Here is a 26,300-nt window from a genome sequence, read left to right as displayed (position 1 = left end):
TCCGGCACCGGGGGCCGGGCGATACCGTCGAGCCATGACGAGCTTCCCGCCCGACGTGGTCGCGGCGATCCTGCACCACATGAACGACGACCACACCGACGACAACCTCACGATCGCGCGCGCCTTCGTCGATCCCGCGGCCACCGCCGCGACGATGACCGACCTCGACACCGAGGGCGGCACCTGGGACGTCGTCGTGGACGGCGGGACCCGGACGCAGACCGTCCCGTGGCCCGGGCCGGTCGTCGAGCGCGCCGACGTCCGCCGCGCGGTCGTCGCCCTGCACGACGCCGCGGTCGAGCGGCTGGGCCTGCCGGCCCCCGAGGCGCACTGATGTCGGGCGAGACCGAGCGCAGCGTCGAGCTGACGCGCACGGGTCCGTCGCGCTACACCGCGACCAACGTCCGCGGCACGACCCTGCGGATCGGCGACGGCTCGAGCGACGACTTCACGCCCGTCGAGCTGCTGCTGGTCGCGCTGGCCGGCTGCACCGCGCTGACGGTCGACCCGCTCGTGGCGCGACGGGCCGAGCCCGTGACGTTCGACGTGCACACCCGCGCCGACAAGATCCGCGACGAGCTCGGCAACCACCTGGTCGACCTGCTGATGCGGTTCGACGTGGCGTTCCCCGAGGGCGAGGACGGCGACCGGGCGCGCGCGCTGCTGCCCGACGCGATCGCGAAGGCCGAGGACCGGCTCTGCACCGTTGCGCGGACGCTCGCGATCGGTGCCGAGGCGGACGTCGAGATCCGCGACGTCTAGACCGGTCGGGCCGCTGCTACGCGAGGTGCTGGAGCGGGATGTCCTCGTACGCGAAGCGGTTCGGGAAGTAGTGCGGCGCCAGCGGGCGTCCCGTCGGCTCGACGGTGCCCGGGTCGGCGGGCAGCTCGGCGCACGGCCGCTGGCACGAGTCGTTGCGTCGCACGAGGCGGTCGTCGACGACGGTGCCGAGGTAGCGTCCGTCGAGGTCGACGACCTCGTTGTCGTCCCACGGCAGGCACCCGATGCGGCGACCGCGCAGGTCGAAGACGTGCGGGTCGGACCAGCTGCGGCGGAAGGCCACGGGGTCGCCCTCCATGTCGAACAGGTAGACGCTCATCGGACCGCGCCCGTCGCCGTCGTGCCCACTGCCGTCGTGCCCACTGCTGCCATGCTCATTGCCGTCGAGACCTTCCCCTCTTCCTCCGACGGTACGAGGCGATGGGGTCAGGCGGGGGAATTCGGCGTCCGACACTCGAAATTGACTCGAAGGGACTAGTTCGTCCGGGCCGCGAAGGCCTCCTCGAGGTCGCGGATGCTGAGCCGGTCCATCGCCATCATGGCGGCCTGGGCACGTCCGGCGGCCTCGCGGTCGGGATCGCCGAGCAGGCGGTGCAGCGCCGTCGGCACGACCTGCCAGCTCAGCCCGAAGGCGTCGACGAGCCACCCGCACCGGCCCTGTCGGCCGCCACCGGCGATCAGCCCGTCGGAGATCGTGTCGACCTCCTGCTGCGTCTCGACGCCGACCGCCAGCGAGAAGGCGTCGGTGAGGCAGACGCGCGGCCCGCCGTTCATGAGCGTCAGGCGCTGGCCCTGCACGCTGATCTCGCCGATGAACAGCGAACCGTCGGGGTGCCGCTGCTCGCTCAGCAGCTCGGCGTCGTCGAACACCGACAGGTACCGCTCGATCGCCTCCTCGGCGTTCGCGTCGAACCACAGGAACGGCGTGACGGTGACGTGGCCGGCGCTCACAGCGACAGGCTCGGATCGTGAGGGCCCTTCGGCTCGACCCAGAAGTCGAGGGCGAGGTCGGACTCCTCGCCGCCGTTCAGGTAGATCGAGAAGTCGGTGACCCCGGCCTCCTCGAGGACGTCGTCGTCGATGAAGAAGTTGCCGGTGCACTCGCGGCTCGGACGCGTGACGATCTCGTACGCCGCGTCGGCCATGATCGCCGGCGTGCGCGAGTGGTGGCCGAGCCCCGGGCCGACGACGTTGCGGACGGCCGCGGTGTCGATCGCGGTGCGGGGCCACAGGGAGTTGGCGGCGATGCCGAGCTCGCGCAGCTCCTCGCTCAGGCCCAGCGTCACGAGGCTCATGCCGAACTTGGCGATCGTGTAGGCCGTCGCGGTCCTGAACCACTTGGGGTCGAGCGTGATGGGTGGCGACAGCGTCAGGACGTGGGGGTTGTCGGAGCGCTCGAGGTGGTCGATGCACGACTTCGCGAGCAGGAACGAGCCGCGCGAGTTGATGTCGTTCATCAGGTCGTACTTCTTCATCGTGACGTCGCGGGTGCTCGACAGGTCGATCGCCGAGGCGTTGTTGACGACGACGTCGATGCCGCCGAACGCCTCGGCCGTGCGCGCCACGGCGTCGAGCACGAAGGCGTCGTCGCGGATGTCGCCGACCAGGGGCAGGGCGTGCCCGCCGGCCTCCTCGATCGCCGCGGCGGCGGTGTGGATCGTGCCGGGCAGGGCAGGGTGGGGCTCGGTCGTCTTGGCCAGCAGGGCGATGTTCGCGCCGTCGCGGGCGGCGCGCACCGCGATCGCCTCGCCGATACCGCGGCTGCCGCCGGACATGATGATCGTCTTTCCCGCGAGTGACATGTCGTGATCTTGCCACCACTGCTGTCACGATGGCCAGGGGTCGCCTAGCCTGTCGTCATGGATGACGCAGTGCTGGTCGCCGACGCCGACGGCGTCCGCACGATCACGTGGAACGATCCCGACCGACTCAACGGGCTGACGGGCGTCATGCTCGACATCGCGTCCGATGCCGTCGAGCAGGCCCCGGACGGCACCCGCGTCATCGTCTTCACGGGGGCGGGTCGGGGCTTCTCGACCGGCGCCCGCCTCGACGGACCCATCAGCGGCACCGAGCCGATGGACCGCGCCAACCGCCTGATCCGCGCGATCGTCGCGAGCCCCGTGCCCGTCGTCGCGGCGGTCAACGGTCCGGCGGCCGGCTTCGGCTGCTCGGTCGCGCTGGCGGCCGACCTCACGATCGCGAAGGAGTCGGCCTACTTCCTGCTCCCGTTCACGAGCATCGGCCTCATGCCGGACGGCGGCGCGACCGCCGTCGTGGCGGCGTCGATCGGCCGCGCGCGGGCCTCGGCGATGGCCCTGCTCGGCGAGCGGCTGCCGGCCACCGACGCCGCGGCCGCGGGGCTGGTGCACCGTGCCGTGCCCGACGACGACTTCGCCGCCGAGGTCGACCGCCTCGTCGGCCGGCTCGCCCACGGCGCCGGCGTCGCGTACCGCTCGACGAAGCAGGCGATCGCCGCGGCGACGCTGCCGCACCTCGACGACGCCCTCGACCGCGAGCGCGACCTGCAGGTGCGCCTGTTCGACACTGCCGACTTCGCCGAGGGCACGACCGCCTTCCTGCAGAAGCGCCCGCCCGTCTTCGAAGGACGGTGAGACGCACCATGGACCAGCCCACCGACGACTTCGAGACGCTGACCCGTCTGCTCACCGGCCGCCGCAGCTGCCGCGGGTACCTGCCCGACGAGGTGCCGCGCGAGACGATCGAGCAGCTGCTCGCCGCGGCGCAGCACACCGCGTCGTGGTGCAACACCCAGCCGTGGAACGTGCACGTCGTCTCGGGGGAGGCCAAGGACGCGCTGTCGAAGGCGGCCGTCGAGAACGTCATCGCGACGTTCGGGCAGCCCACGCCGTCCGACTTCCCGTTCCCCGAGGCCTACACCGGCGTCCACCGCGACCGCCGCAAGGAGGTCGGCTGGCAGCTGTACGAGGCGGTCGGCGTGCAGAAGGGCGACCGTGACGGGTCGGCTGCCCAGATGCTGCGGAACTTCGAGTTCTTCGGCGCCCCGCACGTCGCGATCATCACGACCGACGCCGATCTCGGGGTCTACGGTGCGATCGACTGCGGCCTGTACGTCGACTCGTTCATGCTCGCGGCCCAGGCGCTCGGCATCGGCACCTGCGCGCAGGCCGCGATCGCCCAGGTGACGCCGGCCGTCCGCGCGTTCCTCGACCTGCCCGACGACCGCCGGGTCGTGTGCGGGATCTCGTTCGGCCGTCCCGATCCCGACCACCCCACGGCCCGGTTCACGTCGACACGCGCCCCGATCGACCAGGCGGTCACCTTCGTCGACTGACCGGCCGTGCGAGTGGTCAGCCGCGCAGGGCGCCGATGCCGAGGACGGCGGCGAGCCCGAGCGCGCTGCGGGGGTCGTACGCCGCGGTCCACAGGCCTCCGTGCGCCGCGTTGACGGCTTCGTCCTGCCACGGCTCGGCCTGGGGTGCGGCACCTGCCCGCAGGTCGTGGACCAGCAGCGCCGCCATCAGGGTGTTGCTCGTGGCCGGGTCGAAGATCTCGACCCCGAACCGGTGCGAGCCGGCATAGGCGGCGGCCAGCGCCTTGTTCTTGACGACCGATCGTGTGCGGGTGGCCGGGGCGACGTTGAGCGACACCGTGGTCCCGGCGGCGCGTGACGTGGTGGCGCGCCAGCGCTGGATCCGCTTGGCCAGGGCGTAGTTGGGCCCCTGCTGCGGCACGAGCGCGTCGCAGATGCCGGGGTCGGCTCCCGGCGGGTAGTGGCGCTGCAGCAGGCGTCCGCCGCTGGCCAGGCGCAGCGGCGTGCGCACGAGCCGCGATCGCGACGAGTAGAGCTCGTTGGAGAACCGCACCTCCTCGGCCGGGACGGCGAACGTGTCGGTGGGTGTCGCGAGGAACGCCAGCGCGGTGTCGTCGCGCTCGTCGACCAGGTGCTCGACCAGTGCGTCGGCCGCCATCGAGAGCCGGACGTGGGTCGCTCCGTCGGCGTAGCAGTAGTTGCCGACGACCAGCCGTCCGTCGAGGCCGCCGAGCCAGTGCGCGATGCCCGGCAGCTCGGTCAGCAGGTCGGCGCCGGTGTCGTCGCCGTTGGTCAGGATGCGGGCCGGCACCAGCGTGCGGCCGGCCGACTCGGTCGCGAGGGTGCGGAGGCGCTCCTGGACGTCGGCGCGCGGCAGGTCGAGCGCCACGACCTGTGCCCCCCAGCGCAGGAGGGCGCGCAGGGGCCCCATCTCGGCACCGGCGCCCAGCACGACGACGGTGTCGCCCTCGAGCCGCAGCCACTGCGGGTTGTCCTGCACGGTGCGGACGGCGTCGGCCGCCGAGCGGGTGATGACGCCGGCGGCGACCCACGTCTCGAGCTGCCCGACGAGGGCGGCCCCGCCGAGCCGCTCGCCGCGGTAGGGGATCGTCAGCTCGGTCTCGGCCTCGGCGGTGCCCTCGACCGTCCGGGTGTGGAAGGCCTGCTTGAGGGCGCTGCCGCGGACGGCCTCGTCGAGCGGCAGGTCGTCGAAGCGCATCAGGCCGTGGGCGCTGCGCAGGCCCTCGGCCGCGATGCTGTGGGCCGCGGCCGCCTCGCCGACGCCGGCCTCGACCGACCGGCGGAAGTGCGCCAGGTAGTTGCGGCGCCAGTTCGTCTCGTTCTCGATCGCCCGGGCACCCACCGGATCGGCCTTGCGCAACGCGTCGGCCATGACGGTGCGGGCGGCGGACGTCGAGCTGTCGGACGGAAAGGTGACTCCCTCAAGTGCACTCATCGGACCAGCGTAGAAGGCGGCGGTTCGTACCGTTCATCAAGTTCTTCGAAATTTATTCCCCGACACACCAATCCACCTCCCACGGTGCGCCGAACCGCAGGTGTGACCACGACGACAGACACTCGCGCAGCCGCTGCGGCGCCCTGGTGGGCGGGAGCCATCGCCGGCTTCCTCGCCGCCGCGTCCGGCGTCGCCGTGGGCACCGGGGTCGCCGCCCTCCTGCAGGGCGTGCCCTCCCCGATCGAGTCGGTCGGCAACCGGGCGGTCGACTACGCGCCGCCGTTCCTCAAGGACTTCGCGATCCGGCAGTTCGGGTCGAACGACAAGGCCGTCCTGATCGGCGGGGTCGTCGCGACGCTGGCCCTGTTCGCGATCGTCGCCGGCATCATCGGCCGTCGCCGGCCGCGCATCGCGATCGGCGCCGTCGCGCTGCTCGGTGCGCTCGCCATCGCCGCCGCCGCGATCGACCGCACCACGACCGCCAGCCGGGTGCTGACGCTGGTGCCCTCGGTCGTCACGCTGCTCGTGTCCCTCGGCGCGCTGCTGGTGCTGCTCGCCAACCTCCGCGGTCGCGAGAAGGCCGCTGCGGCGCACCCGCTGGGCCTGGGGCGTCGCGGCTTCCTCAAGGCGTCCCTGGGCGTGACCGCCCTGGTCGTGATCGGTGGAGCCGTCGGCCAGGTCTTCGGCGACGCCGCTGCCGCGGCCTCCCGCGCCGGCATCCGCCTGCCCCGGGCCGCCAAGCCCGCTCCGGCCGTCCCCGCCGGGGCCCAGGTCGACGTCGAGGGCGTCAGCCCCTACGTCACCCCGAACCGCGACTTCTACCGCGTCGACACCGCGCTCAGCATCCCCGACGTGCCGGCCGAGGGCTGGAGCCTGCGCATCCACGGCATGGTCGACAAGGAGCTGAACCTCTCGTTCCGCGACCTGATGGACATGGAGCTCGAGGAGCACCGCGTCACCCTGACGTGCGTCTCGAACGAGGTCGGCGGACCGTACGTCGGCAACGCGCTGTGGCTCGGTGTCCGCACCGCGACGCTCCTCGAGATGGCCGGCGTGCAGGACGGCGCCGACGCGATCAAGTCGACGAGCGCCGACCGCTGGACGGCCGGCACCCCGATCGAGGCCGTGACCGACGACCGCAACTCGATGGTCGCGATCGGCATGAACGGCCAGCCCCTCCCGCTCGCCCACGGCTTCCCGGCCCGTCTGGTGGTGCCCGGCCTGTACGGCTTCGTGTCGGCCACCAAGTGGCTGACCGAGATCGAGGTCACGAGGTTCTCGGACTTCAAGGGCTACTGGACGACGCGCGACTACACCGCGCTGGCACCCATCAAGTTCTCCTCGCGCATCGACGTCCCGAAGTCGTTCCAGGCCTTCCCGCAGAACGCGGTCCGCATGGGCGGCGTGGCGTGGGCGCAGACCGTCGGCATCGAGAAGGTCGAGCTCAGCATCGACAAGGGCGACTGGGTCGAGGCCGAGCTCGCCGACGAGGACAACGTCGAGACGTGGCGCCAGTGGTCCTACCAGTGGGACGACGCCACGACCGGCATCCACTCCGTCCAGGTGCGCGCCACCAACAAGGACGGCGAGACACAGACTTCCGAGCGGGCCCCGATTCGCCCGAACGGTACGACCGGCTGGCAGAGCGTCCAGTTCCGCGTCGAGTAACACAGCACGACTCGCACGAGAGCACGACAACCCAACCACAAGGAGACACGACATGCGTACCCACACCAAGAGCTTCGCCGTCGCGGCTGTTGCCTCGCTCGCCCTGTTCACCGCGGCGTGCGGATCGAGCGACTCGGAGGGCGACGCCGCCGCTCCGTCGGACGAGGCCACCTCGGCCGCGCCGTCCGCCGACTCCTCGGACGCCGACCCGGCGGCCGACCTCGTCGGACCCGGCTGCGCCGACTACGCCAAGGCCGTCCCGGACGGCGCCGGCTCGGTCAGCGGCATGGCCCAGGACCCGGTGGCCACGGCCGCCAGCAACAACCCGTTGCTCACGACGCTCGTCAAGGCCGTCAGCGGACAGGTCAACCCCGACGTCGACCTGGTCGACACCCTCAACGGTGGCGAGTTCACGGTCTTCGCGCCCGTCGACGACGCGTTCGCCAAGATCCCGGCCGACACGATCGACACCCTCGCCAAGGAGGCCGGCGGCACGACGCTGTCGAGCATCCTGACGTACCACGTGATCCCCGAGCGCATCGCGCCCGCGGACATCGACGGCACCTTCAAGACCGTCAACGGCGCCGACCTGACCATCACCGGTTCGGGCGACGACATCAAGGTCGGCGACCAGGCCGCCGTGATCTGCGGTGGCGTCCAGACCGCCAACGCCACGGTCTACCTGATCGACACGGTCCTGATGCCGCCGGCGGCCTGATCGCCACGCAGCACCGCACGACCGCAGCACCGCACGACCCGCGAGGCCGGCACTGACTTCACCAGGTGCCGGCCTCGCGGTCTGCGCGGGTAGGGTCGCGCCATGGGCTCCATCCACCTGATCCGCCACGGGCAGGCCTCGTTCGGCGCGGCCGACTACGACCAGCTCTCCGAGCTCGGGTACGAGCAGTCGTCCTCGCTGGGGGTCTCGTGGGAGGCGTCCGGCTGGGCGCCGACGTCGGCCGTCACGGGCGGCATGAAGCGGCACGCGCAGACCGCGATCGCGGCGATCGACGCGAGCGGTGAGGGCGACGGCTACGACGTCGACCCCGGGTGGGACGAGTACGACCACCTGGCGCTGGCGAAGGCGCAGGACTCCTCGGCCATGGGCTCCGACACCAAGGCCTTCCAGCGCACCCTCAACATCGCGATCACCGGGTGGATGGCCGGCGAGCCCGGCCCGGGCGAGCCGTACGAGACGTTCCGGTCGCGGGTGATGGCCTCGTTCGACGACGTCGTCGCGCAGGCGACCTCCGGCCGGCAGGTCGCCGTGTTCACCTCCGGCGGCCCCATCGCGCTCGTCGCGTCGCACCTGCTGGCCGGGGACGACTCGCTGTTCCAGCGCATCAACGACGTCATCGTGAACGCCAGCGTCACGACCGTCATCGTCGGCGCCTCGGGAGCCCGGCTCCTCGCGTTCAACGAGACGGGCCACCTGCCCCGCGACATGGTCACGTTCCGCTAGCCGCGCGGCGACGGCCACCGGGACGCTGCCGGGATACCGGTAGTATCCGGACCATGACGATCCCCGCGAGCTCCCGCGTCCTGATCACCGGCGCCGCCTCCGGCCTCGGCCTGGCGCTGGTGCGCCAGATGGTCGACCGCGGGTGCCGCGTGCTCGCGACCGACGTCCACGCCGAGCAGTCCTCCGCGCTCGACGGGCTGGTGGGCGTCACCTACCGGCACCTCGACGTCACGCAGGACGTCGACTGGGCCGCGGCGCGCGACTGGGTCGTCGAGGAGTGGGACGGCCTCGACCTGCTGTTCAACAACGCCGGCGTCGCGGCCGGTGGTCGCATCGAGCTGACCGAGATGGACCAGTGGCAGTGGATCGTCGACATCAACCTGCTCGGCGTGGCCCGCGGCTGCCGCGCCTTCGCGCCGATCATGAAGGCGCAGGGCAGCGGACACATCGTCAACACCGCGTCGGCCGCGGGCCTGGTGCACCCGCCGCGAATGAGCGAGTACAACGCCGTCAAGGCCGCGGTCGTCGCGCTGAGCGAGACGCTGCTGCACGAGCTCGCGCCCTACGGCGTCAAGGTCTCGGTGGTGTGCCCGACGTTCTTCAAGACCAACCTCACCGAGTCGATGCGCGGCAAGGACGAGTCGGCGCAGAAGTCGGCCGCCAAGCTCATCGACCGGTCGACGGTCACGGCCGACGACATCGCGGCCGAGGTCGTCAAGGGCGTCGAGAAGGGCCGGCACATCATCCTGACCGACCGCGACGGCAGGATCGCCTACGCCGCCAAGCGGTTCGCCCGACCGGTGTACGACCGCATGATGCGCAAGGCCTCGTTCCAGATGGCGAAGAAGGACTGATCCCGTGCGCACCAACGTCCTCATCACCGGCGCCAGCTCGGGGCTGGGCGCCGGCATGGCCCGCATCCTGGCCGCCAAGGGCCACCACCTCGCCCTGACGGCCCGGCGCGTCGACCGCCTCGAGGCGCTGCGCGACGAGCTGCTCGCGGCCCACCCCGGCATCGAGGTCGTCGTCCACGCGCTCGACGTCACCGACCACGACCAGGTCTTCGCGGTCTTCAAGCAGGCGATCACCGACCTCGGCGGGCTCGACCGCGTCATCGTCAACGCCGGGCTCGGCAAGGGCGGACGCATCGGCACGGGCAGGTTCGAGGCCAACCGGCAGACCGCCGAGACCAACTTCGTCGCGGCGCTCGCGCAGTGCGAGGCCGCGATGGAGCACTTCTACGAGCGCAAGGCCGGTCACCTCGTCGTCATCTCGTCGATGTCGGCGATGCGCGGCATGCCCTCGTCGATGACGACGTACGCCGCGACGAAGGCCGGCCTCGCGATGATCGCCGAGGGCATCCGGTCCGACCTGATCGGCCGCAAGGGCCTCGACATCAAGGTCACGACGCTGTTCCCGGGCTACATCGCGTCGGAGATGAACGAGGGCGTGACGCAGGAGACCCGGATGATGGTCGACACCGAGACCGGGTGCCGGGCGCTCGTGGCCAAGATCGAGGCCGAGGTCGTCGATGCCGCCGTCCCGTCGTGGCCGTGGGCGCCGCTCGGGCAGGTCATGAAGTACGCGCCGCTCGGCGTCGTCCGCCGGATGGTGTGACGGCCCGTCTCCGATAGGGTCGTGGCGACATCAGGCACGTCGTCGAATCCAGGGGGACCCCATGACCAGCACACCGTCCGATCCCAACGAGCCGTTCGGCGCCGGTCAGCCGGCCTACCCGGGGCCCCAGCAGCCCGCGGCCCCGTACGGCTCGTACCCGACCGGGCCGGGCGGCCAGCCGCCGCAGCGTCCGGCCGCGCCGCCGCAGCCGTCGTCGATCGCGCTGGCGGTCAAGCTGATGCTGGTGGGCGCCGCGCTCAGCCTGCTCTCCCTGGTCGTGGGGTTCATCGGCCTCGGCTCGCTGAAGGATGACATCGCCCGGCAGATGCGCGAGAGCGACCCGTCCGTCACGCAGTCCACGATCGACGCGGCGTACGCCGTCGGCATCGCCTCGAGCATCGTGGGCGGCTCGATCACCGTGCTGCTGTGGCTCTGGATGGCCTGGAAGAACGGCCAGGGCCGATCGTGGGCCCGCGTCGTCGCCACGGTGCTGGGCGTGCTGAACGTCGTGTTCACCCTCTTCGGACTCGCCATCGGCGGTACCCAGACGGTGAGCGTGGTGCTGTCGATCGTGAACCTCGTGCTCGGCGTCTTCATCCTGGTGCTGCTGTGGAAGAAGCAGTCGTCCGCCTTCTACGACGCGACCGCGGCCTCGCGCCAGCTCTACTGACGCTCGCGAGGGGGTTGTCGCCCCTCCAGGAGAGGGTTGTCGCCCCACACGGGGGCGGCAACCCTCTCGTCGTGGGGCGGAAACCCCCTCGTCAGCGGGCGAGGAGGGCGCGGGCGAGCTCGCCGACCTGGTCGAACTCGACCAGGAACCCGTCGTGGCCGTGCGCGGACGTCACGACGTCGAGCCCGCGGGCACCGGGGATCAGATCGGCCAGCAGCTGCTGCTGGTGCAGCGGGTAGAGCCGGTCGGAGTCGATGCCCGCCACGACCGTCCGGGCGGTGATGCGCGAGAGCGCGGACTCGACGCCTCCGCGGTCGCGACCGATGTCGTGGGTGTCCATCGCCGAGGTCAGCACGACGTACGAGTTGGCGTCGAAGCGTCCGACCAGCTTGGCGCCGTGGTGCTGCAGGTACGAGTCGACCGACCACGTCCCGTCGTCCTCGACCTGGCGACCGAAGCGGTCCTGCAGCTCGGACTCGCTGCGGTAGGCGATGTGCGCGATGCGTCGCGCCAGGTCGAGGCCCGCGAGGGGTCCGACGGGGCCGTCGTAGTAGTCGCCGTCGAACCAGGCGGGATCGTTCTCGATCGCCGCGACCTGCGTGCGCGACAGGGCGATCTGCTCGGCCGAGGCCGCCGCCGACGTCGCCAGCAGGAACAGCCGCTCGACGCGCGCCGGGTGCTCGACGGCCCACTCCAGGGCCCGCATGCCGCCGGCCGATCCGCCGATCACGCTGTGCCACCGGTCGATGCCGAGGCGGTCGGCGAGGGCGACCTCGGCCCGCACCTGGTCGCGGACCGTCAGGGACGGGAACGAGCCGCCCCACGGCATGCCGTCCGGGTCCAGCGAGGCCGGTCCGGTCGAGCCCTGACAGCCGCCCAGGATGTTGGCCGCGACGACGAAGAAGCGGTCGGTGTCGATCGGGCGACCGGGGCCGACCAGCGTCCCCCACCACCCCGGTGTGGGGTGTCCGGGGCCGGCGTCGCCGACGACGTGGCTATCACCCGTCAGGGCGTGCAGCACCAGCACGGCGTTGCCGCCGTCGAACGTCCCCCACGTCTCGTGCGCGAGCCGGACGTCCGCGAGGACGCGACCCGAGTCGAGGGTCAGGTCGCCGAGATCGGTGAAGGTCCGTCCACCCACGGGATCCCCCTCCCGCCACGCGCCCGTGACGAGAGAGGGATCGATGCCGGGGGCCAGGCTCACTTCGCGGCGCGGAATCCGGCCTCGAGGTCGGCCAGGATGTCGTCGATCCCCTCCAGGCCGATCGCGAGGCGCACCAGACCGGGCGTCACGCCGGTCGCGGCGTGCTCCTCGGGCGATCCCTGGGAGTGGGTCGTGCTGGCGGGGTGGATCGCGAGGCTGCGGACGTCGCCGATGTTGGCGACGTGGCTGAACAGCTCGAGCGCGTCGATGAACGCCTTGCCGGCCTCGAGCCCACCCGGCAGCTCGAACGTCAGCACGGCTCCGGCGCCCTTCGGCACGTACCGGTCGGCGAGCTGCTTGTACGGGCTGCTCGACAGGCTCGCCCAGGTGACCTTCGAGACGTCGTCGCGGGCCTCGAGCCACTCGGCGACCGCGCGGGTGTTCTCGATGTGCCGCTCGATGCGCAGGCTCAGGGTCTCGAGGCCCTGGGCGAGCAGGAAGGCGTTGAAGGGCGCGATCGCGGCACCCGTGTTGCGCAGCACCTGCACGCGCAGCTTCGAGATGTAGGCGGCCGGTCCGAGCGCCTCGGCGTACTTGAGGCCGTGGTAGCTCGGATCGGGCTCGGTGAAGCCGGGGTACTTGTCGCCGTGGGCGCCGTAGTCGAACGTGCCGCCGTCGATCACGACGCCGGCGATCGCGGTGCCGTGCCCGCCGATGTACTTCGTGGCGGAGTGGACGACGGTGTCGACGCCGTGCCGCAACGGGTTGAGCAGGTAGGGCGTCGCGATGGTGTTGTCGACGATGAACGGCACGCCGACCTCCTTGGCGACCGCCGAGATGGCCTCGAGGTCGAGGACGTCGCCCTTGGGGTTGCCGACCGTCTCGCCGAAGAACACCTTGGTGTTGTCCTGGACGGCCGCTCGCCACGCCTCGGGGTTGTTGTTGTCCTCGACGAACGTGACGGTGATGCCGAGCTTCGGGAACGAGTGGCGCAGCAGGCTGTCGGTGCCGCCGTACAGGCTGGCCGACGCGACGATGTGGTCGCCGGCCTCGGCGACGTTGGTCAGCGCGCCGGTCGTGGCCGCCTGGCCGGAGGCGAACAGCAGGGCGCCCACGCCGCCCTCGAGCGCGGCGAGGCGCTCCTCGACGACGCTCTGCGTCGGGTTGATGATGCGGGTGTAGATGTTGCCGGGCTCGGCGAGGCTGAACAGCGCGGCCGCGTGGTCGGTGTCGCGGAACTGGAACGACGTCGTCTGGTAGATCGGCAGGGCGCGGGCGCCGGTGGCCGGATCGGGAACCTGTCCGGCGTGGATCTGCTTGGTCTCGAATGACCAGGTGTCGCTCATGGTGTCTCCCGGGAGGTCGAAGGTCTGTCCTCCGACAGTGCCACCGTCTCGCTGCACGACAAGGGCGTCTCACGATGTGGCACGGAGCCACCGGCCCCTGGGGAGGCCGTTTGCGGCCGACCGTGAGCGGGGCGAAGGGGCCCTGACGTAGGTCTGATGGCTGCGGTCCGCCCTCCGGCGCCCCACCCGGGCTCGATCACCCGCCACGCCTCGCAGCAGGGCGGCTTCGCCGCGCACCGCTCACGCTGCGCTGGCGCGCCTCGGCGCTCGCTCGCAGAGCTCGCTCGGCCTCAGCGCATGCTGAACGGCTGGGCGGTCGACTCCAGCACCGAGAGCCACAGGTCGCCGTCGGGCGAGACGCTGTGCGACCCGGCCGTGACGAACGGGATCGGCACGTTGACGAACCGGTGGCGGCGCCGCCCGACGACCATGTCGGTGCGGCCCGACATCGCGGCGTGGACCGCGATCTGGGCCAGGCGTGCGCAGTAGACCGAGTCGGACGCGTCGGCCGGCACCGAGCGGATCGCGTAGCCGGGGTTGAAGTAGCGCATCGTCAACGGCTGCGATCGGTTCGCGAAGTCCTTGCCGATCTGCTCGCGCAGGAAGCCCGCGATGTCGCCGAGGACGGCGTTGCCGCTCGCGTCGGTGCGGTCGTCGGCGGGGATCAGCTCCTGGCCGGCACCCTCGGCGAGGACGATGACGGCGCTGCCGCGCTCGGCGACGCGGCGGGCGAGCAGGGGCAGCAGCCCGTTCTCGCCGTCGAGCGAGAACTCGACCTCGGGGATCAGCACGAAGTCGGCGTCGTGGTTGGCCAGCGCGGCGTAGCAGGCGATGAAGCCGGCGTGGCGGCCCATGACCTTGACGATGCCGACGCCGCCGACGGCCGCCTCGACCTCGACGCGCGCCGCCTTGATCGACTCCGCGGCCTTCGAGAACGCCGTCGAGAAGCCGAAGCTCTGGCCGATGTGCGGGATGTCGTTGTCGATCGTCTTGGGCACGCCGACGATGCCGATCGACAGCCCGCGTGCCTCGATCTCGCGCCCGATGTTGTGGGCTCCGCGCATCGAGCCGTCGCCGCCGATGACCAGCAGGATGTCGATGTCGAGCTCGACGAGCCGGTCGACGATCGCGGTGGGGTCCTGCGCGCCGCGCGACGAGCCGAGGATCGTCCCGCCGCGCTCGTTGATGCGGGCGACGTACTCGGGCGTGAGCTGCACGACCGCGTGCCCGTTGGCCTCGACGATGCCGGCGTAGCCGTGCTGGAAGCCCACGACGTCGTGCACGCCGTAGTGGGTGTGCAGCTCGAGGACGATCGCCCGGATGACGTCGTTGAGCCCGGGGCACAGCCCGCCGCACGTCACGACCCCGACCTTGGTCGTGGCGGGGTCGAAGAAGATCGAGCGGCGGGGCCCGCCGGCCTCGAACGTCGGCAGCTCCTCGAGCGGCAGGCCGCGGGCCGTGATCAGCTCGATCGTGTCGTCGTACAGGACGCGGTCGGTCTCGCCGACGTAGTACTCGTTGGTCTCGCGCTCGTTGACGTACATCGCGAGCGGGCTGCTGACGGTGCACGGACCGAGCGAGCGGACCTGGAGATCGGCGAGAGTGACCACGAGGCGATCCTACTCCGAGGAGAACCTCACGTTCGGGCCTTCCGGCAGGCTCAGCCGACCGGGAAGACCAGGCACGTCGACGTCGCGGTGGCCAGCAGGCGACCGGCGGCGTCCTTGATGTCGGCCTCGACGAAGGCGGCCCTCGACCCGGGCTTGGTCACGCGGCCGGTCGCGACGACCCGACCGGTGTCGACCGTGATGCCGCGCAGGAAGCTGACCGTGAGGTCGAGCGACGTGTACGCCGTGCCGGCCGGCAGCGTCGTCTGCACCGCGCACCCGCAGACCGAGTCGAGCAGCGTCGCGAAGAAGCCGCCGTGCACCGACCCGATGGGGTTGTAGTGCGACTCGTCCGGGGTCGCGGCCATGACGGCGGTGCCGGTCTCGACGCTGACGAACTCCATGTTGATGTGGCTCGCGATCGGGGCGCCCGGGACGTCGCCGTCGATGATGGCCTGCAGGTAGTCCAGCCCGGACATCGTCCGTGCCAGCGCGGCCTGGGGGAGCGGGTCGACCCACGTGATGGTCTTCGACTTCTGCGTCTGCTCGGTCATCGTGCCTCTTCGTCGTCGCCGTCGTGTCGCCAGGTGATCGGGTGCCGCGAGCCTAGCGGGGGACCGCGGCGCCCGATCCGGGCAGTGCCGGCACCCGGCATGGGGCAAGATGGCGCCATGACGCTCGACATCACCGTCCGCGGCTCCGCGGAGCAGCACCACCCCGCCGAACGGGCCACCGTCTCGTTGGCCGCCGCGATCGAGAGGTCCGACAAGGCGCAGGCGTTCGCCGACGCCCTCGCGATCCAGGACCCGCTGACGGGCCAGCTCAAGGAGCTCGCCGACCTGCGGGCCGTCGAGACGTGGTCGAGCGACCAGGTGCGCGTGTTCAGCCACCGGCCGTGGGACGGCGACGGACGGCGTGGGCCCGCGGTGCACGTGGCCAGGGTGCGGGTGCGGGCCGAGTTCACCGACTTCGAGCGGCTCAGCAGCTTCCTCGACCACTGGTCGAGCGTCGACGGCGTCGAGGTCGGCGGTGTCGTGTGGGACGTCAGCGCCAAGAGCCGCCGGGTCGTCGAGGCCGAGGTGCGCAAGGCGGCGGTCGACGACGCCGTCGTCAAGGCCCAGGCGTACGCCACCGCGGTGCGCCGCGGCAAGGTCGTGGCGGTCCAGCTCGCCGACCCCGGCATGCTGACGGGCCCCGGCGAGGCGCCGGCGGCGCCGATGGCGAAGGCGTTCGCGCTGTCCGACGGCCAGGGTCCCGAGCTCGACCTGACGCCGGCCGAGATCGTCGTCCGGGTCGAGGTCGACGCGCGCTTCCAGGCCGACTAGCCCGGCCGTGCAGGGGTTTCGGCCCCTGCACCCTCACATACTGCGGGTATGCTGGCCGTCATGTGGTGGTCTCCCGTCCGTGACCGTGCGGCCCGGCTCCTGGGCCTGGTGCCTCGTCGACGTCAACGTCCGCAGCGCGACCGGCCGGTCCGCAGCGGCCGCGGCCCCATGCGGGTCGTGTACGACGAGGCGATCGTGCACGAGTCGTTCAGCCTGCGCGCGCGGCTGCTGCAGCGCACGATGCGCATCGTCTTCAAGCCGCTGCTGCAGTACACGCCGATCAACGACCGCTCGCTCGCGGCGATCAGGGCGCTCGACACGTTCTCGTCCCGTGGCCCGCGCTCGCGCTACGTCGAGCCCGTCCAGCACGAGCTGGGCGGCGTGCGCGTCGAGGCGATGACGCACCGCTTCGGCCCCGAGAGCGACATGACGATCCTCTACCTGCACGGGGGCGGCTTCTTCTCGTGCGGCATCGAGACCCACCGCCGCATCTGCGAGCGGCTCGCGCTCAAGACCGGCGCGACCGTCGTGTCGGTCGACTACGTGCAGCTGCCCGAAGGGTCGATCGCCGACTCGGTGCACGACGCGATCACGGCGTACCAGGCCCTGCTCGACGAGACGTCGCACCCCGACAAGATCGTCGTCGCGGGCGACTCGGCCGGCGGGTACCTGACGATGAAGATCGCCGAGCTCGCGACCCGACGTCGCCTGCAGGCACCCGCCGCCCTGCTGGGGTTCTCGCCGCTGCTGAGCGTCGACCCCGATCGCGAGGACAAGGAGGTCGTGCGGGTCGCGCCGGCGCGTGACGCGTACCTGCCGGTCAAGCGGCTCGCCAAGATCCGTGAGCGCTGGCTGCCCGAGGGATCCTCGATCGAGGGGTACGCCTCGCCGCTGCACGCCAGCGCCTACATCTCGTCGCCGACGTTCTTCGTGGCGGTCGAGGACGAGATGCTGCGACCCGAGGTCGAGGCGATGGCGCTGCTGCTGTCGCAGCGGGGGGTCGAGGTCGAGACCCACCTGTGGCGCAAGCAGGTGCACGCGTTCCCCGTGCTGGCCGACGTCCTGCCCGAGAGCGAGATGGCCCTGCAGCTGGCGGCCGACTTCGCCCGGCGGGCGGTCGGCGAGCTCGACCGTCCCGCATCGGTCGACCCCGAGGCGCACACCGAGCAGATCGCGGGCATGGTCCCCGACTCGGCCGCCTGACCCACGACGCGACGACGCCGGGGACGAGCCGCAGCGAGCGGTCCGTCCCCGGCGTCGGGTGCGTGACTACTTGAACGACAGGCGCACGCGGGTCAGCGAGCGGTCTCCGTCCGTCGTCGACGAGGCGCCGAGGGCCCGCAGGGCCTTGGCCGACTCGATGCCCTTGCGCACGTCGGCCGGCGGATCGGCCTCGAGCAGCCGGTCGAGGATCGTGCCGATGTCGACGTAGAGGCCGCCGACGGCGTCGCCGTCGGGGATCACGCTCGTGAAGGCGTCCTGGTCGCCCAGCGACCCGTCGGGATCGGCGATCTCGTCGGCGGCTCCCTGGTTGGTCGCGAGCACGGCGCCGTCGTCGGTCGGCGACGCGACGAGGGGGATGCCATTGTCGCCGGCCAGCTTCGCGATGCGCTGCACCAGGTCGAGGGCAGGGGCCTTCTCGGACGTCAGTGCGAGCGCCAGGTCGAGCGTGCTGAGGCCCTCGGGACCCGAGAGCGTCGGCAGCTTCTCGAGGTTCTTCGAGCCGATCGCGAGGGTCAGGTTGTCGCCGAAGAGCGTCTCGAGGTCCGCGGGCAGCTGCAGCCCCGTCTCGGCCTCGATGCTGTCGAGGAAGCGCTCGACGTCGAAGCCCGGGCTCGCGAACGGATCGGTCGGGTCGGAGCCGAACGGGTCGGCCGGCTCGGTCGGGTCCGACGGCTCGGTCGTCGGCGTCGGGAACGTCGGGACGTCGGGCGTCGGGACGGTCGGGACATCGGGGGTCGGGACGGTCGCCAGGACCGGGTCGGCCAGGGCGTCGGACGGGTCGGACGCGGTGCCGTCGAGGCCCGTGTCACCGGCGCCGCCGGAGAACTGCCGGTCGAGCTCCTCGACGAACGAGTCGTACGCCTCGGAGACCTGGTCACCGACACCGGCGACCGACAGGGCGGCGACGGTGTCGGCGGGGAGCTTGCCGAGCGGGGTCCCCTTCGTGGTGCTCCTGCGCTTCTCGTCGACGCCGCTCAGCACGGCGAGCTCGATCGCGTCGCCGTCGGCGCGCAGCGCCGTGGCGACCGAGCCCATCGCGACGACCCGGTCGAGCTCGGTGCCGAGCGCCTCCTTGGCCTGGGGGATCGACGACAGCGCCTCGAGGTCGATCCACGCCGAGGCGACACCCTGCTCGCCGAGCTCGTCGACGTCCTCGGAGAACTTCTCGCTGTCGGCCAGCGACGCCTTCTTCGTGGCCGCGACGGCCTGGTCGACGTCGGCCTGCTTCGGCGAGATCAGCGCGTATCCGTCGAGGTAGGCCAGGCCGTAGTCCTCGCCGGCGCACTCGAACAGCTGCTTGATGCCGTCGCGCGACCTCGACTCGTCGGTGACCTGGACGGCGATGACGGCCGTCTTGTCCTCGACGTTGGCGCCGACGCCGATGCGGTCGCCGATCCACGGCTCGACGTCCTTCTCGTAGTCGACGTCGTCGCACGAGGCGGCGAGGATCTGCGGGAAGACGAGCTCGCGGATGTCGGCCTCGTCGCTCGTGATGCCGGCCTCGTCGGCGAGGTCGGGCACCTTGCGCAGCAGCGTGAACAGGTCGATCTTCTGGCTCGCGGACGGGTCGAGGTCGACCCGCGCGTAGATCTGGGTCGAGGCCGGCAGGACGTCGTCGGGCTGGGTGCCGCCTCCGCTGAGCCGGTCGTAGACCGCGTAGGCGCCGAGCCCGCCGCCCAGCACGAGCGCCGCCGCCACGCCGCCGACGATCGCCGTGCGCGCACCGCGACCGCGCGTGCCGCCGCCGGTCGCGGCCGGGGCGTCGGGCGCCGGCGGGGGCGGCGGGGGCGGCGGTGCCGCGGCGGCGGACGGAGCCCGGACGACGCTCGGCTCGGACGGGGGCGGCGGCGGAGGAGGCGGGACGGGAGTCTGGTCGCTCATGCGGGATCCTTCTCAGCGGATTCTTGGGTCGTCTGAGCCTAGCCGAGGAGGACGCCCTGTCTCACCGCCTGCTGACAGCTGTCAGCGATCGATCGTGGTGACGGCGAAGTCGGCGTCGAGCTCGACCGTGACGTCCTCGCCGCTCGGCAGCAGCACGTCGACCTCGTACACGTGGTCGGCGTCGTCGCTCCCGCTGGTCCCGGTGACGCGTCCCTCGCCGGTGGCCTTGAGGGCGGCGGCCTCGGCCTTCGTCCTGGTCTCGCCGAGCAGGCCGCGGTCGTCCTCGGGGGCGACGGCCGACGGCGAGGCGTCGGTGGGTGCCGCGCCGGTCGGCGTGGCCGACGGGTCGTCGGTCGCGAAGTCGGCGGCCTTCGGCGGGCTGTTGGTCACGGCGAAGGAGTCGTCGAGCTCGACGTCGATGTCGGTGCCGTTCGGGAGCGTGACCTCGACCTGGTACTCGTACCGGTCGTCGCCGTCGCCGCGCTCGGCGTCCGTGACGGCGCCTCCGCCGACGTACGCGAGCGCCGCGGCCGAGGCCTTCTCGCGGTCTCCGGACGACAGGGCCTCGTCGTCGCTGCCCCCGCAGGCGCCGAGCGTGAGGGCGAGGGCCGAGATCGCGCCGACGGCGGCGAGGCGGGGGCGGAACGAGGTGGTGCGCATGGTGTCTCCTGTGATCGGGGTGGGTGAGCGGGAGGGGGAGTGTCGATGACCCCATCCCACCGCCTGCACGTGAGCACGCTGTGAGACCGCCGTGAGGGCGTTCTTATATTCGCCGCGCACCCTCGAGACAAACAAGCAGGCTTGACTGTTTGTGTGTTCTCGGCGCATGCTGGTCGGGTGACGACCGAAGCCGCCGTGCGCGCGACCCAGGGCGAGCGCACCCGCGCGATGCGCCTGCGCCTGATGGAGGCGACGGTCGACTCGCTCGTCGAGCTCGGCTGGTCGGGCACCACGACGACCGTCGTGAGCCGGCGCGCAGGAGTCAGCCGCGGTGCGCAGCTGCACCACTTCCCGAGCAAGCAGGCCCTCGTGGTCGCGGCGGTCGAGCACCTGACCGACCGTCGCCGCGACGACATGCGGCGGCACGCCGACCGCCTCACGGGCGACCACCGCATCCGTGGCGTGCTCGACATCCTGGCCGACCAGTTCGTGTCGCCGGTGTTCTTCGCCGCGCTCGAGCTGTGGGTCGCGGCCCGCACCGACGCCGAGCTGCGCGAGTCGGTCGCGCCCCTGGAGCGGCGGATCGGGCGCGAGACGCACGCCTACGCGCTCGAGCTGCTCGGCATCGACGAGACCAAGGGCGACAACCGCCAGCTCGTCCAGGCGACGCTCGACCTCGTCCGCGGCCTGGGTCTGGCCGCCTCGCTGACCGACGACGCACGACGACGGGCGACCGTCCTCGATTCATGGGCCACGGTCCTCGAGCACGAGCTGGAGATGTCATGAGCACCCTCGACGACGTCCTGTCCGACCTGACGGCCGAGAGCGTGCAGCTCGACCAGTGGGTCGCCGGGCTGGCCGAACCCGCCTGGGCGACCGTCACGACCCCCGAAGGGTGGACCGTCACCGACCAGATCGCCCACCTGCACTGGACCGACACGGCGTCGCTCACGGCCCTGCAGGAGCCCGAGGCGTTCGCCGAGATGCTGCGGGCCGCCGCCTCCGACCCCACGGGCTTCGTCGACGCGCAGTCGGCCGAGACCGCGCTGATCCCGCCGGGCGACCTGCTGATGGTGTGGCGCGAGGGGCGGGTCGAGCTCGACGCGGCCCTGCGCGACGTGCCGGACGGCGAGAAGGTGCCGTGGTTCGGGCCGCCCATGAGCCCCGCCTCGATGGCGACCGCGCGCATCATGGAGACGTGGGCGCATGGCCACGACATCGGCGAGGCGCTCGGCATCACGATCCCCACGACGTCGCGCGCCCGGCACGTGTGCCACATCGGGGTGCGGGCCCGGGGCTACGCGTATCTCGTGCACGGCGAGACCGACCCCGGCGTCGACGTCCGGGTCGAGCTGACGGGCCCCGACGGCGACCTCTGGACGTGGGGGCCGGCCGACGCCGACGAGCGGGTCACGGGCTCCGGGCACGACTTCGCGCTGCTCGCGACGCGCCGCCGGCACCTCGACGACGTCGACGTCGTCGCGCACGGCGAGCACGCGGCGCACTGGCTGTCGATCGTCCAGGCCTTCGCCGGCATGCCGGGCGCCGATCCCGTCCGCCTCGCCGACCGGGGCGACCGCCCATGACGATCCGTGTCGGCAACTGCTCGGGCTACTACGGCGACCGCCTGTCGGCGATGCGCGAGATGCTCGAGGGTGGTGACCTCGACTACCTGACGGGCGACTACCTCGCCGAGCTCACGATGCTGATCCTCGGGCGTGACCGCATGAAGGACCCGTCGCTCGGCTACGCCAAGACGTTCGTGCGGCAGATGGCCGACACGATGGGGCTGGCCACGGAGCGTGGGGTCCGCATCGTCACGAACGCCGGCGGCCTCAACCCGGCGGGTCTCGCGGAGCGGCTGCGGGGCATCGCGGACGAGCAGGGCGTCGACGTCTCGATCGCGCACGTCGAGGGCGACGACCTGAGCGAGCGGTTCGGCGCGGACGCCCTGACCGCCAACGCCTACCTGGGCGCCTTCGGCATCGCCGCAGCCCTCGAGGCGGGAGCCGACGTCGTCGTGACGGGGCGCGTCACCGACGCGTCGGTCGTCGTCGGGCCCGCCATCGCGCACTTCGGGTGGGGGCGCGACGACCTCGACCGGCTGGCCGGAGCGGTCGTCGCCGGCCACGTCGTCGAGTGCGGGACGCAGGCCACCGGCGGCAACTTCTCCGGATTCGCCGATGTCGACATGTCGACTCCTCTGGGCTTCCCGATCGCCGAGATCTCGGACGACGGCTCGGTCGTCATCACGAAGCACGCGGGCACGGGAGGGGCCGTCACGGTCGACACCGTCACGGCCCAGCTCGTGTACGAGGTGCAGTCGCCGCTCTACCTCGGACCCGACGTCTCGACCCGTCTCGACACGGTGGTCCTGACCCAGCAGGGCCCCGACCGCGTCGCCGTCACGGGAGTCGTCGGCGAGGCGCCGCCGTCCACCACGAAGGTCTGCCTCAACTCGGTCGGCGGCTTCCGCAACAGCGTCGAGTTCCTGCTGACAGGCCTCGACGTCGAGGCCAAGGCGGCGCTGCTCCAGCGCCAGATGCAGGCCGCGATGACCGCGACGGGCGCACGGCCCGACGTCGTCGAGTGGCACCTCGACCGCACGGGCGTCGACGACCCGGCGACGCAGGCGCAGGCCACGTCGCTGCTGCGGATGCACGTCCGCAGCGCCGCGCCCGAGCCGGTCGGTCGCGCCTTCAGCGATGCCGCGATCCAGCTCGCGCTCGGGTCGTACCCCGGGTTCAGCGTCTCGCGTCCCCCGGCGGCCGCGACGCCCTACGGCGTCTACAGCGCCGCGTACGTCGAGCAGTCGGACGTCCCCCACGTCGTGGTGCACCCCGACGGCCGCCGCGAACCCGTCCCCGCCCCGGACATCGCGAACGGTGCGGATCGGTCGATCTGGGACGGCGTGTCCGACCGGACCGCACCGCTCGCAGCCGGGAGTGCACCACTCGGCGGGACGTCCGCGACGACCCGTGCCCCGCTCGGACGCCTGGTGCACGCGCGGTCGGGCGACAAGGGCGGCGACGCCAACATCGGCGTCTGGATCCCGGCCGACCACCCCGCCCGCGACGACGCCTACGCCTGGCTCGTCGGCCTGCTCGACGTCGCGACGGTGCGCGAGCTGCTGCCCGAGGCGGCCGGGCTCGACGTCGACGTCCACCTCCTGCCGACGCTGTGCGCCGTCAACGTCGTCGTCCACGGCCTGCTCGGCGAGGGCGTCGCGTCGTCGACCCGCCTCGACCCGCAGGCCAAGGGCGTCGGCGAGTGGCTGCGCGCCCGCGTCGTCGACGTGCCGACGGCCCTGCTGACCGACCACTCGACCGACACCGCCGCGGAGGCCGCCCGATGACCGTCTGGACCACCCCCGAGCGTCTCGCCCTGCGCGAGATGGTCACGTCCTTCACCGAGAAGGAGATCGCCCCGCACCTGCCGGCCTGGGAGGACGCGGGCGTGCTTCCGCGCGAGCTGCACCGCAAGGCCGCGGACGTCGGTCTGCTCGGCATCGGCTTCGCCGAGGAGCTGGGCGGCAGCGGGGGCGACATCGTCGACGCGACGATCATGACCGAGGCGGTGATGGCCGGGGGCGGGTCGACCGGCCTGCTCGCGAGCCTGTTCACCCACGGCATCGCGATCCCGCACATCGTCGACAGGGGCAGCGCCGACCTGGTCGACCGGTACGTCCGGCCGACCCTGGCCGGCGAGACGATCGGATCGCTCGGCATCACCGAGCCCGGTGGCGGCTCGGACGTCTCGGGGCTCACGACCCGCGCCGTCCGCGACGGTGACGAGTACGTCGTCAACGGCGCCAAGACGTTCATCACGTCCGGCGTGCGCGCCGACTTCGTCACGACCGCGGTGCGCACGGGCGGGCCCGGCTTCGCCGGCATCAGCCTGCTCGTGATCGACAAGGGGCTGCCGGGCTTCACGGTGTCCCAGCCGCTGCGCAAGATGGGGTGGCACTGCTCCGACACCGCCGAGCTGACGTTCGACGACGTCCGGGTGCCGGCGTCCAACATCGTCGGCGACGTCGACGGCGGGTTCTCGCTGATCGTCGACCAGTTCGTCAACGAGCGGCTGAGCCTCGCGACGCAGGCCTACGCGACGGCGCAGCGCACCCTTGACCTCGCGACCGAGTACGCGAAGCAGCGCGAGACGTTCGGCAAGCCGCTCGTGACGCGTCAGGTCATCCGCCACAAGCTCGTCGAGATGCACAGCCGCACCGCGGCCGCCCGCGCCCTGACCCGCGAGGCCGTCGAGCTGGCCGCGGCCGGGCAGAGCCCGCTGCTCGAGGCGGTCGTCGCCAAGAACGTCTCGGTCGCCGCGTGCGAGTGGGTCGTCTCCGAGGCCGTCCAGATCTTCGGCGGCATGGGCTACATGCGCGAGTCCGAGGTCGAGCGGCACTACCGCGACGCCCGCATCCTCGGCATCGGCGGCGGCGCCACCGAGGTCATGACCGATCTGGCCGCCAAGCTGATGGGACTGTGATGAGGACCGCCGTCGACACGACGTCCGAGACGTACCGCGCCAACCGCGAGCGGATGCTCGAGCGCGTCGCCGACCTCGCCGCCCAGCACCGGCTGGCGGTCGACGCGGGCGGCGAGCGCAGCATCGAGCGGCACCGCCGCCGCGGCAAGCTGACGGCCCGCGAGCGGATCGAGCTGCTCGTCGACGCCGACGCGCCGTTCCTCGAGCTGTCGCCGCTGGCGGCCTGGGGCACCGACTTCACGGTCGGCGCCTCGGTCGTCACGGGCATCGGCGTCGTCGAGGGCGTCGAGGTGCTGATCGTGGCCAACGACCCCACGGTCAAGGGCGGCTCGAGCAATCCGAGCACCCTGCGCAAGAGCCAGCGGGCCGCGCAGATCGCGGACGAGTGCGGGCTGCCGACCGTCAACCTGGTCGAGTCGGGCGGTGCCGACCTGCCGACGCAGAAGGACATCTTCATCCCCGGCGGCGGCTCGTTCCGCAGCATCACCCGCGCCAGCGCCGACCGGCGTCCGACCGTGGCGCTGGTCTTCGGCAACTCGACCGCCGGCGGCGCGTACGTGCCGGGCATGAGCGACTACGTCGTGATGGTCAAGGAGGGGGCGAAGGTGTTCCTCGGCGGCCCGCCGCTGGTCAAGATGGCCACGGGGGAGGAGTCCGACGACGAGTCGCTCGGCGGCGCCGAGATGCACGCCCGCACGTCGGGCCTGGCCGACTACCTGGCGGTCGACGAGCACGACGCGATCCGCATCGGGCGCTCGATCGTCAAGAACCTCAACTGGCGCAAGGCCGGCACGACGCCCGCACCGACGTACGCCGAGCCCGCCCACGACCCCGAGGAGCTGCTCGGGATCGTCCCGACCGATCTCAAGATCCCGTTCGACCCCCGCGAGGTCATCGTCCGCGTCGTCGACGGCACCACGGACGGATCGAGCCCCTTCGACGAGTTCAAGCCCCTCTACGGGACGTCGCTCGTCACGGGCTACGCCCGCCTGCACGGGCACCCGATCGGCATCCTGGCCAATGCGCAGGGCGTGCTGTTCAGCGAGGAGGCGCAGAAGGCGGCGCAGTTCATCCAGCTCGCCAACCAGACCGACACGCCCCTGCTGTTCCTGCACAACACGACGGGCTACATGGTCGGCGCCGAGTACGAGCAGGGCGGCATCATCAAGCACGGCGCTCAGATGATCAACGCGGTCTCGAACTCGACCGTGCCGCACCTGTCGGTCGTCATGGGCGCCTCGTACGGAGCCGGCCACTACGGCATGAGCGGACGCGCGTACGACCCGCGCTTCATGTTCAGCTGGCCCAACGCCAAGTCGGCCGTGATGGGCCCGGCGCAGCTGGCCGGCGTCATCTCGATCGTCGCCCGCGGTGCCGCCGCGGCCAAGGGACAGCCGTACGACGAGGACGGTGACGCGGCGATGCGCGCCATGATCGAGGAGCAGATCGAGAAGGAGTCGCTGGCGTACTTCACGTCCGGGATGCTCTACGACGACGGCGTCATCGACCCGCGCGACACGAGGACCATCCTCGGCATCTGCCTGAGCGCGATCAACACCAGACCCGTCCACGGCACCGAGGGATACGGAGTGTTCCGCCTGTGAACGCCACCAATGCACGAGAAGTGGGCACCTTCGGTCGGTCCACTCCGGCGAGATCGACATCAGCTGCCCA

General features: G+C 71.9%; 27 protein-coding genes. 17 read left to right on the top strand and 10 right to left on the bottom strand.

All coding sequences use genetic code 11. The annotated features are described in order from the left end of the window. Positions 1 to 34: 34 nt before the first annotated feature. Both ASD10_RS02065 and ASD10_RS02060 read left to right on the top strand, forming a co-directional pair. Positions 35 to 334, top strand: coding sequence for a DUF2470 domain-containing protein (locus ASD10_RS02065; protein WP_056603892.1), 300 nt, complete (start codon positions 35 to 37; stop codon positions 332 to 334). Next, positions 334 to 762 carry an OsmC family protein gene (locus tag ASD10_RS02060; protein WP_056603888.1) on the top strand — a complete coding sequence of 143 codons (429 nt, stop codon included), beginning with the start codon at positions 334 to 336 and terminating at the stop codon, positions 760 to 762. Before ASD10_RS02065 ends, ASD10_RS02060 begins: the two co-directional genes overlap by 1 nt. A gap of 16 nt (positions 763 to 778) precedes the next feature. On the opposite strand, the gene ASD10_RS02055 is transcribed toward ASD10_RS02060, so the two are convergent. The 3 genes from ASD10_RS02055 to ASD10_RS02045 form a co-directional block, all read right to left on the bottom strand. Continuing rightward, positions 779 to 1,099 carry a hypothetical protein gene (locus tag ASD10_RS02055; RefSeq protein WP_056603884.1) on the bottom strand — a complete coding sequence of 107 codons (321 nt, stop codon included), beginning with the start codon at positions 1,097 to 1,099 and terminating at the stop codon, positions 779 to 781. 155 nt (positions 1,100 to 1,254) lie between these two features. After that, positions 1,255 to 1,731, bottom strand: coding sequence for a VOC family protein (locus ASD10_RS02050; protein WP_056603881.1), 477 nt, complete (start codon positions 1,729 to 1,731; stop codon positions 1,255 to 1,257). After that, positions 1,728 to 2,582 (bottom strand): NAD(P)-dependent oxidoreductase, encoded by an 855-nt coding sequence (locus tag ASD10_RS02045; protein WP_056603878.1) that lies wholly within the window; start codon positions 2,580 to 2,582, stop codon positions 1,728 to 1,730. Before ASD10_RS02045 ends, ASD10_RS02050 begins: the two co-directional genes overlap by 4 nt. Positions 2,583 to 2,639: 57 nt before the next feature. Here ASD10_RS02045 and ASD10_RS02040 point away from each other — a divergent pair, with 57 nt between their 5' ends. Continuing rightward, on the top strand, positions 2,640 to 3,395 hold the full coding sequence (locus ASD10_RS02040) for an enoyl-CoA hydratase (protein ID WP_056603875.1): 756 nt from the start codon (positions 2,640 to 2,642) through the stop codon (positions 3,393 to 3,395). Positions 3,396 to 3,403: 8 nt separating this feature from the next. Beyond that, positions 3,404 to 4,096, top strand: coding sequence for a nitroreductase (locus ASD10_RS02035; RefSeq protein WP_056603872.1), 693 nt, complete (start codon positions 3,404 to 3,406; stop codon positions 4,094 to 4,096). 16 nt (positions 4,097 to 4,112) lie between these two features. Here the strand turns inward: ASD10_RS02035 and ASD10_RS02030 are convergent, their stop codons facing one another. Beyond that, positions 4,113 to 5,531 carry a hypothetical protein gene (locus tag ASD10_RS02030; RefSeq protein WP_056603869.1) on the bottom strand — a complete coding sequence of 473 codons (1,419 nt, stop codon included), beginning with the start codon at positions 5,529 to 5,531 and terminating at the stop codon, positions 4,113 to 4,115. A 102-nt stretch (positions 5,532 to 5,633) separates the two neighbouring features. On the opposite strand from ASD10_RS02030, the gene ASD10_RS02025 reads away from it, so the two are divergent. The 6 genes from ASD10_RS02025 (at position 5,634) to ASD10_RS02000 (ending at position 10,948) form a co-directional block, all read left to right on the top strand. Then, complete coding sequence (locus ASD10_RS02025) at positions 5,634 to 7,199, top strand: molybdopterin-dependent oxidoreductase (RefSeq protein ID WP_056603866.1); 1,566 nt, start codon at positions 5,634 to 5,636, stop codon at positions 7,197 to 7,199. A 52-nt stretch (positions 7,200 to 7,251) separates the two neighbouring features. Next, positions 7,252 to 7,917: a fasciclin domain-containing protein gene (locus tag ASD10_RS02020; protein ID WP_056603863.1), complete on the top strand. Its 666-nt coding sequence runs from the start codon at positions 7,252 to 7,254 to the stop codon at positions 7,915 to 7,917. Positions 7,918 to 8,019: 102 nt separating this feature from the next. Continuing rightward, a complete protein-coding gene (locus tag ASD10_RS02015; protein WP_056603860.1) occupies positions 8,020 to 8,661 on the top strand; it encodes a histidine phosphatase family protein in 642 nt (213 codons plus the stop codon). 53 nt (positions 8,662 to 8,714) lie between these two features. Continuing rightward, positions 8,715 to 9,515, top strand: coding sequence for an SDR family NAD(P)-dependent oxidoreductase (locus tag ASD10_RS02010; RefSeq protein WP_056603858.1), 801 nt, complete (start codon positions 8,715 to 8,717; stop codon positions 9,513 to 9,515). 4 nt (positions 9,516 to 9,519) lie between these two features. Continuing rightward, complete coding sequence (locus tag ASD10_RS02005; protein ID WP_056603855.1) at positions 9,520 to 10,278, top strand: SDR family oxidoreductase; 759 nt, start codon at positions 9,520 to 9,522, stop codon at positions 10,276 to 10,278. A 61-nt stretch (positions 10,279 to 10,339) separates the two neighbouring features. After that, entirely contained in the window at positions 10,340 to 10,948 is a 609-nt protein-coding gene (locus tag ASD10_RS02000) for a hypothetical protein (protein WP_056603852.1), read from the top strand. 91 nt (positions 10,949 to 11,039) lie between these two features. On the opposite strand, the gene ASD10_RS01995 is transcribed toward ASD10_RS02000, so the two are convergent. The 4 genes from ASD10_RS01995 to ASD10_RS01980 form a co-directional block, all read right to left on the bottom strand. Then, entirely contained in the window at positions 11,040 to 12,089 is a 1,050-nt protein-coding gene (locus ASD10_RS01995; RefSeq protein WP_235501733.1) for a homoserine O-acetyltransferase, read from the bottom strand. A 59-nt stretch (positions 12,090 to 12,148) separates the two neighbouring features. Further along, positions 12,149 to 13,438 (bottom strand): bifunctional o-acetylhomoserine/o-acetylserine sulfhydrylase, encoded by a 1,290-nt coding sequence (locus ASD10_RS01990; RefSeq protein WP_056603849.1) that lies wholly within the window; start codon positions 13,436 to 13,438, stop codon positions 12,149 to 12,151. A gap of 290 nt (positions 13,439 to 13,728) precedes the next feature. Beyond that, positions 13,729 to 15,048 carry an ATP-dependent 6-phosphofructokinase gene (locus ASD10_RS01985; protein ID WP_056603846.1) on the bottom strand — a complete coding sequence of 440 codons (1,320 nt, stop codon included), beginning with the start codon at positions 15,046 to 15,048 and terminating at the stop codon, positions 13,729 to 13,731. Between the two features lie 50 nt (positions 15,049 to 15,098). Then, on the bottom strand, positions 15,099 to 15,599 hold the full coding sequence (locus ASD10_RS01980; RefSeq protein WP_056603843.1) for a PaaI family thioesterase: 501 nt from the start codon (positions 15,597 to 15,599) through the stop codon (positions 15,099 to 15,101). A gap of 117 nt (positions 15,600 to 15,716) precedes the next feature. On the opposite strand from ASD10_RS01980, the gene ASD10_RS01975 reads away from it, so the two are divergent. Both ASD10_RS01975 and ASD10_RS01970 read left to right on the top strand, forming a co-directional pair. After that, positions 15,717 to 16,370 (top strand): SIMPL domain-containing protein, encoded by a 654-nt coding sequence (locus ASD10_RS01975; protein ID WP_056603841.1) that lies wholly within the window; start codon positions 15,717 to 15,719, stop codon positions 16,368 to 16,370. A 60-nt stretch (positions 16,371 to 16,430) separates the two neighbouring features. After that, positions 16,431 to 17,573, top strand: a complete 1,143-nt coding sequence (locus tag ASD10_RS01970; protein WP_162248815.1) for an alpha/beta hydrolase — start codon at positions 16,431 to 16,433, stop codon at positions 17,571 to 17,573. A 66-nt stretch (positions 17,574 to 17,639) separates the two neighbouring features. Here the strand turns inward: ASD10_RS01970 and ASD10_RS01965 are convergent, their stop codons facing one another. Together ASD10_RS01965 and ASD10_RS01960 are read right to left on the bottom strand one after the other, a co-directional pair. Beyond that, positions 17,640 to 19,475: a DUF3352 domain-containing protein gene (locus tag ASD10_RS01965; RefSeq protein ID WP_056603834.1), complete on the bottom strand. Its 1,836-nt coding sequence runs from the start codon at positions 19,473 to 19,475 to the stop codon at positions 17,640 to 17,642. A gap of 81 nt (positions 19,476 to 19,556) precedes the next feature. Continuing rightward, a complete protein-coding gene (locus tag ASD10_RS01960; protein WP_056603831.1) occupies positions 19,557 to 20,135 on the bottom strand; it encodes a PepSY domain-containing protein in 579 nt (192 codons plus the stop codon). A gap of 177 nt (positions 20,136 to 20,312) precedes the next feature. Here ASD10_RS01960 and ASD10_RS01955 point away from each other — a divergent pair, with 177 nt between their 5' ends. From ASD10_RS01955 to ASD10_RS01935, 5 genes are read left to right on the top strand one after another with little or no spacing between them, the layout of a single operon-like run. Further along, on the top strand, positions 20,313 to 20,921 hold the full coding sequence (locus ASD10_RS01955) for a TetR/AcrR family transcriptional regulator (RefSeq protein ID WP_235501732.1): 609 nt from the start codon (positions 20,313 to 20,315) through the stop codon (positions 20,919 to 20,921). Then, positions 20,918 to 21,721 carry a TIGR03084 family metal-binding protein gene (locus tag ASD10_RS01950; RefSeq protein WP_082555965.1) on the top strand — a complete coding sequence of 268 codons (804 nt, stop codon included), beginning with the start codon at positions 20,918 to 20,920 and terminating at the stop codon, positions 21,719 to 21,721. Before ASD10_RS01955 ends, ASD10_RS01950 begins: the two co-directional genes overlap by 4 nt. Beyond that, on the top strand, positions 21,718 to 23,490 hold the full coding sequence (locus ASD10_RS18995; protein WP_056603826.1) for an acyclic terpene utilization AtuA family protein: 1,773 nt from the start codon (positions 21,718 to 21,720) through the stop codon (positions 23,488 to 23,490). The genes ASD10_RS01950 and ASD10_RS18995 overlap by 4 nt, the downstream gene beginning before the upstream one ends. Beyond that, positions 23,487 to 24,626, top strand: coding sequence for an acyl-CoA dehydrogenase family protein (locus ASD10_RS18990; protein WP_056603824.1), 1,140 nt, complete (start codon positions 23,487 to 23,489; stop codon positions 24,624 to 24,626). Before ASD10_RS18995 ends, ASD10_RS18990 begins: the two co-directional genes overlap by 4 nt. Then, positions 24,626 to 26,230 carry an acyl-CoA carboxylase subunit beta gene (locus ASD10_RS01935; RefSeq protein WP_056603821.1) on the top strand — a complete coding sequence of 535 codons (1,605 nt, stop codon included), beginning with the start codon at positions 24,626 to 24,628 and terminating at the stop codon, positions 26,228 to 26,230. Before ASD10_RS18990 ends, ASD10_RS01935 begins: the two co-directional genes overlap by 1 nt. The last annotated feature ends 70 nt before the right edge of the window (positions 26,231 to 26,300 follow it).

Origin of the sequence: Aeromicrobium sp. Root472D3, from assembly GCF_001426485.1 — a bacterium.
In the GTDB taxonomy this organism is placed as follows: domain Bacteria; phylum Actinomycetota; class Actinomycetes; order Propionibacteriales; family Nocardioidaceae; genus Aeromicrobium.
Note: the sequence above shows the minus strand (reverse complement) of the source record. Positions and strands in the feature narration are given on the sequence as shown.

Bases quoted from the DNA above. Each gene is read 5' to 3' on its own strand.
- ASD10_RS02000 (WP_056603852.1), top strand. From the start codon at position 10,340: ATGACCAGCACACCGTCCGATCCCAACGAGCCGTTCGGCGCCGGTCAG.
- ASD10_RS02035 (WP_056603872.1), top strand. From the start codon at position 3,404: ATGGACCAGCCCACCGACGACTTCGAGACGCTGACCCGTCTGCTCACC.
- ASD10_RS01975 (WP_056603841.1), top strand. From the start codon at position 15,717: ATGACGCTCGACATCACCGTCCGCGGCTCCGCGGAGCAGCACCACCCC.
- ASD10_RS02065 (WP_056603892.1), top strand. From the start codon at position 35: ATGACGAGCTTCCCGCCCGACGTGGTCGCGGCGATCCTGCACCACATG.
- ASD10_RS02020 (WP_056603863.1), top strand. From the start codon at position 7,252: ATGCGTACCCACACCAAGAGCTTCGCCGTCGCGGCTGTTGCCTCGCTC.
- ASD10_RS18990 (WP_056603824.1), top strand. From the start codon at position 23,487: ATGACCGTCTGGACCACCCCCGAGCGTCTCGCCCTGCGCGAGATGGTC.
- ASD10_RS02060 (WP_056603888.1), top strand. From the start codon at position 334: ATGTCGGGCGAGACCGAGCGCAGCGTCGAGCTGACGCGCACGGGTCCG.
- ASD10_RS02040 (WP_056603875.1), top strand. From the start codon at position 2,640: ATGGATGACGCAGTGCTGGTCGCCGACGCCGACGGCGTCCGCACGATC.
- ASD10_RS01980 (WP_056603843.1), bottom strand. From the start codon at position 15,599: ATGACCGAGCAGACGCAGAAGTCGAAGACCATCACGTGGGTCGACCCG.
- ASD10_RS02055 (WP_056603884.1), bottom strand. From the start codon at position 1,099: ATGAGCGTCTACCTGTTCGACATGGAGGGCGACCCCGTGGCCTTCCGC.
- ASD10_RS02010 (WP_056603858.1), top strand. From the start codon at position 8,715: ATGACGATCCCCGCGAGCTCCCGCGTCCTGATCACCGGCGCCGCCTCC.
- ASD10_RS01990 (WP_056603849.1), bottom strand. From the start codon at position 13,438: ATGAGCGACACCTGGTCATTCGAGACCAAGCAGATCCACGCCGGACAG.
- ASD10_RS18995 (WP_056603826.1), top strand. From the start codon at position 21,718: ATGACGATCCGTGTCGGCAACTGCTCGGGCTACTACGGCGACCGCCTG.
- ASD10_RS01950 (WP_082555965.1), top strand. From the start codon at position 20,918: ATGAGCACCCTCGACGACGTCCTGTCCGACCTGACGGCCGAGAGCGTG.
- ASD10_RS02030 (WP_056603869.1), bottom strand. From the start codon at position 5,531: ATGAGTGCACTTGAGGGAGTCACCTTTCCGTCCGACAGCTCGACGTCC.
- ASD10_RS01960 (WP_056603831.1), bottom strand. From the start codon at position 20,135: ATGCGCACCACCTCGTTCCGCCCCCGCCTCGCCGCCGTCGGCGCGATC.
- ASD10_RS02015 (WP_056603860.1), top strand. From the start codon at position 8,020: ATGGGCTCCATCCACCTGATCCGCCACGGGCAGGCCTCGTTCGGCGCG.
- ASD10_RS02045 (WP_056603878.1), bottom strand. From the start codon at position 2,582: ATGTCACTCGCGGGAAAGACGATCATCATGTCCGGCGGCAGCCGCGGT.
- ASD10_RS01935 (WP_056603821.1), top strand. From the start codon at position 24,626: ATGAGGACCGCCGTCGACACGACGTCCGAGACGTACCGCGCCAACCGC.
- ASD10_RS01970 (WP_162248815.1), top strand. From the start codon at position 16,431: ATGTGGTGGTCTCCCGTCCGTGACCGTGCGGCCCGGCTCCTGGGCCTG.
- ASD10_RS01965 (WP_056603834.1), bottom strand. From the start codon at position 19,475: ATGAGCGACCAGACTCCCGTCCCGCCTCCTCCGCCGCCGCCCCCGTCC.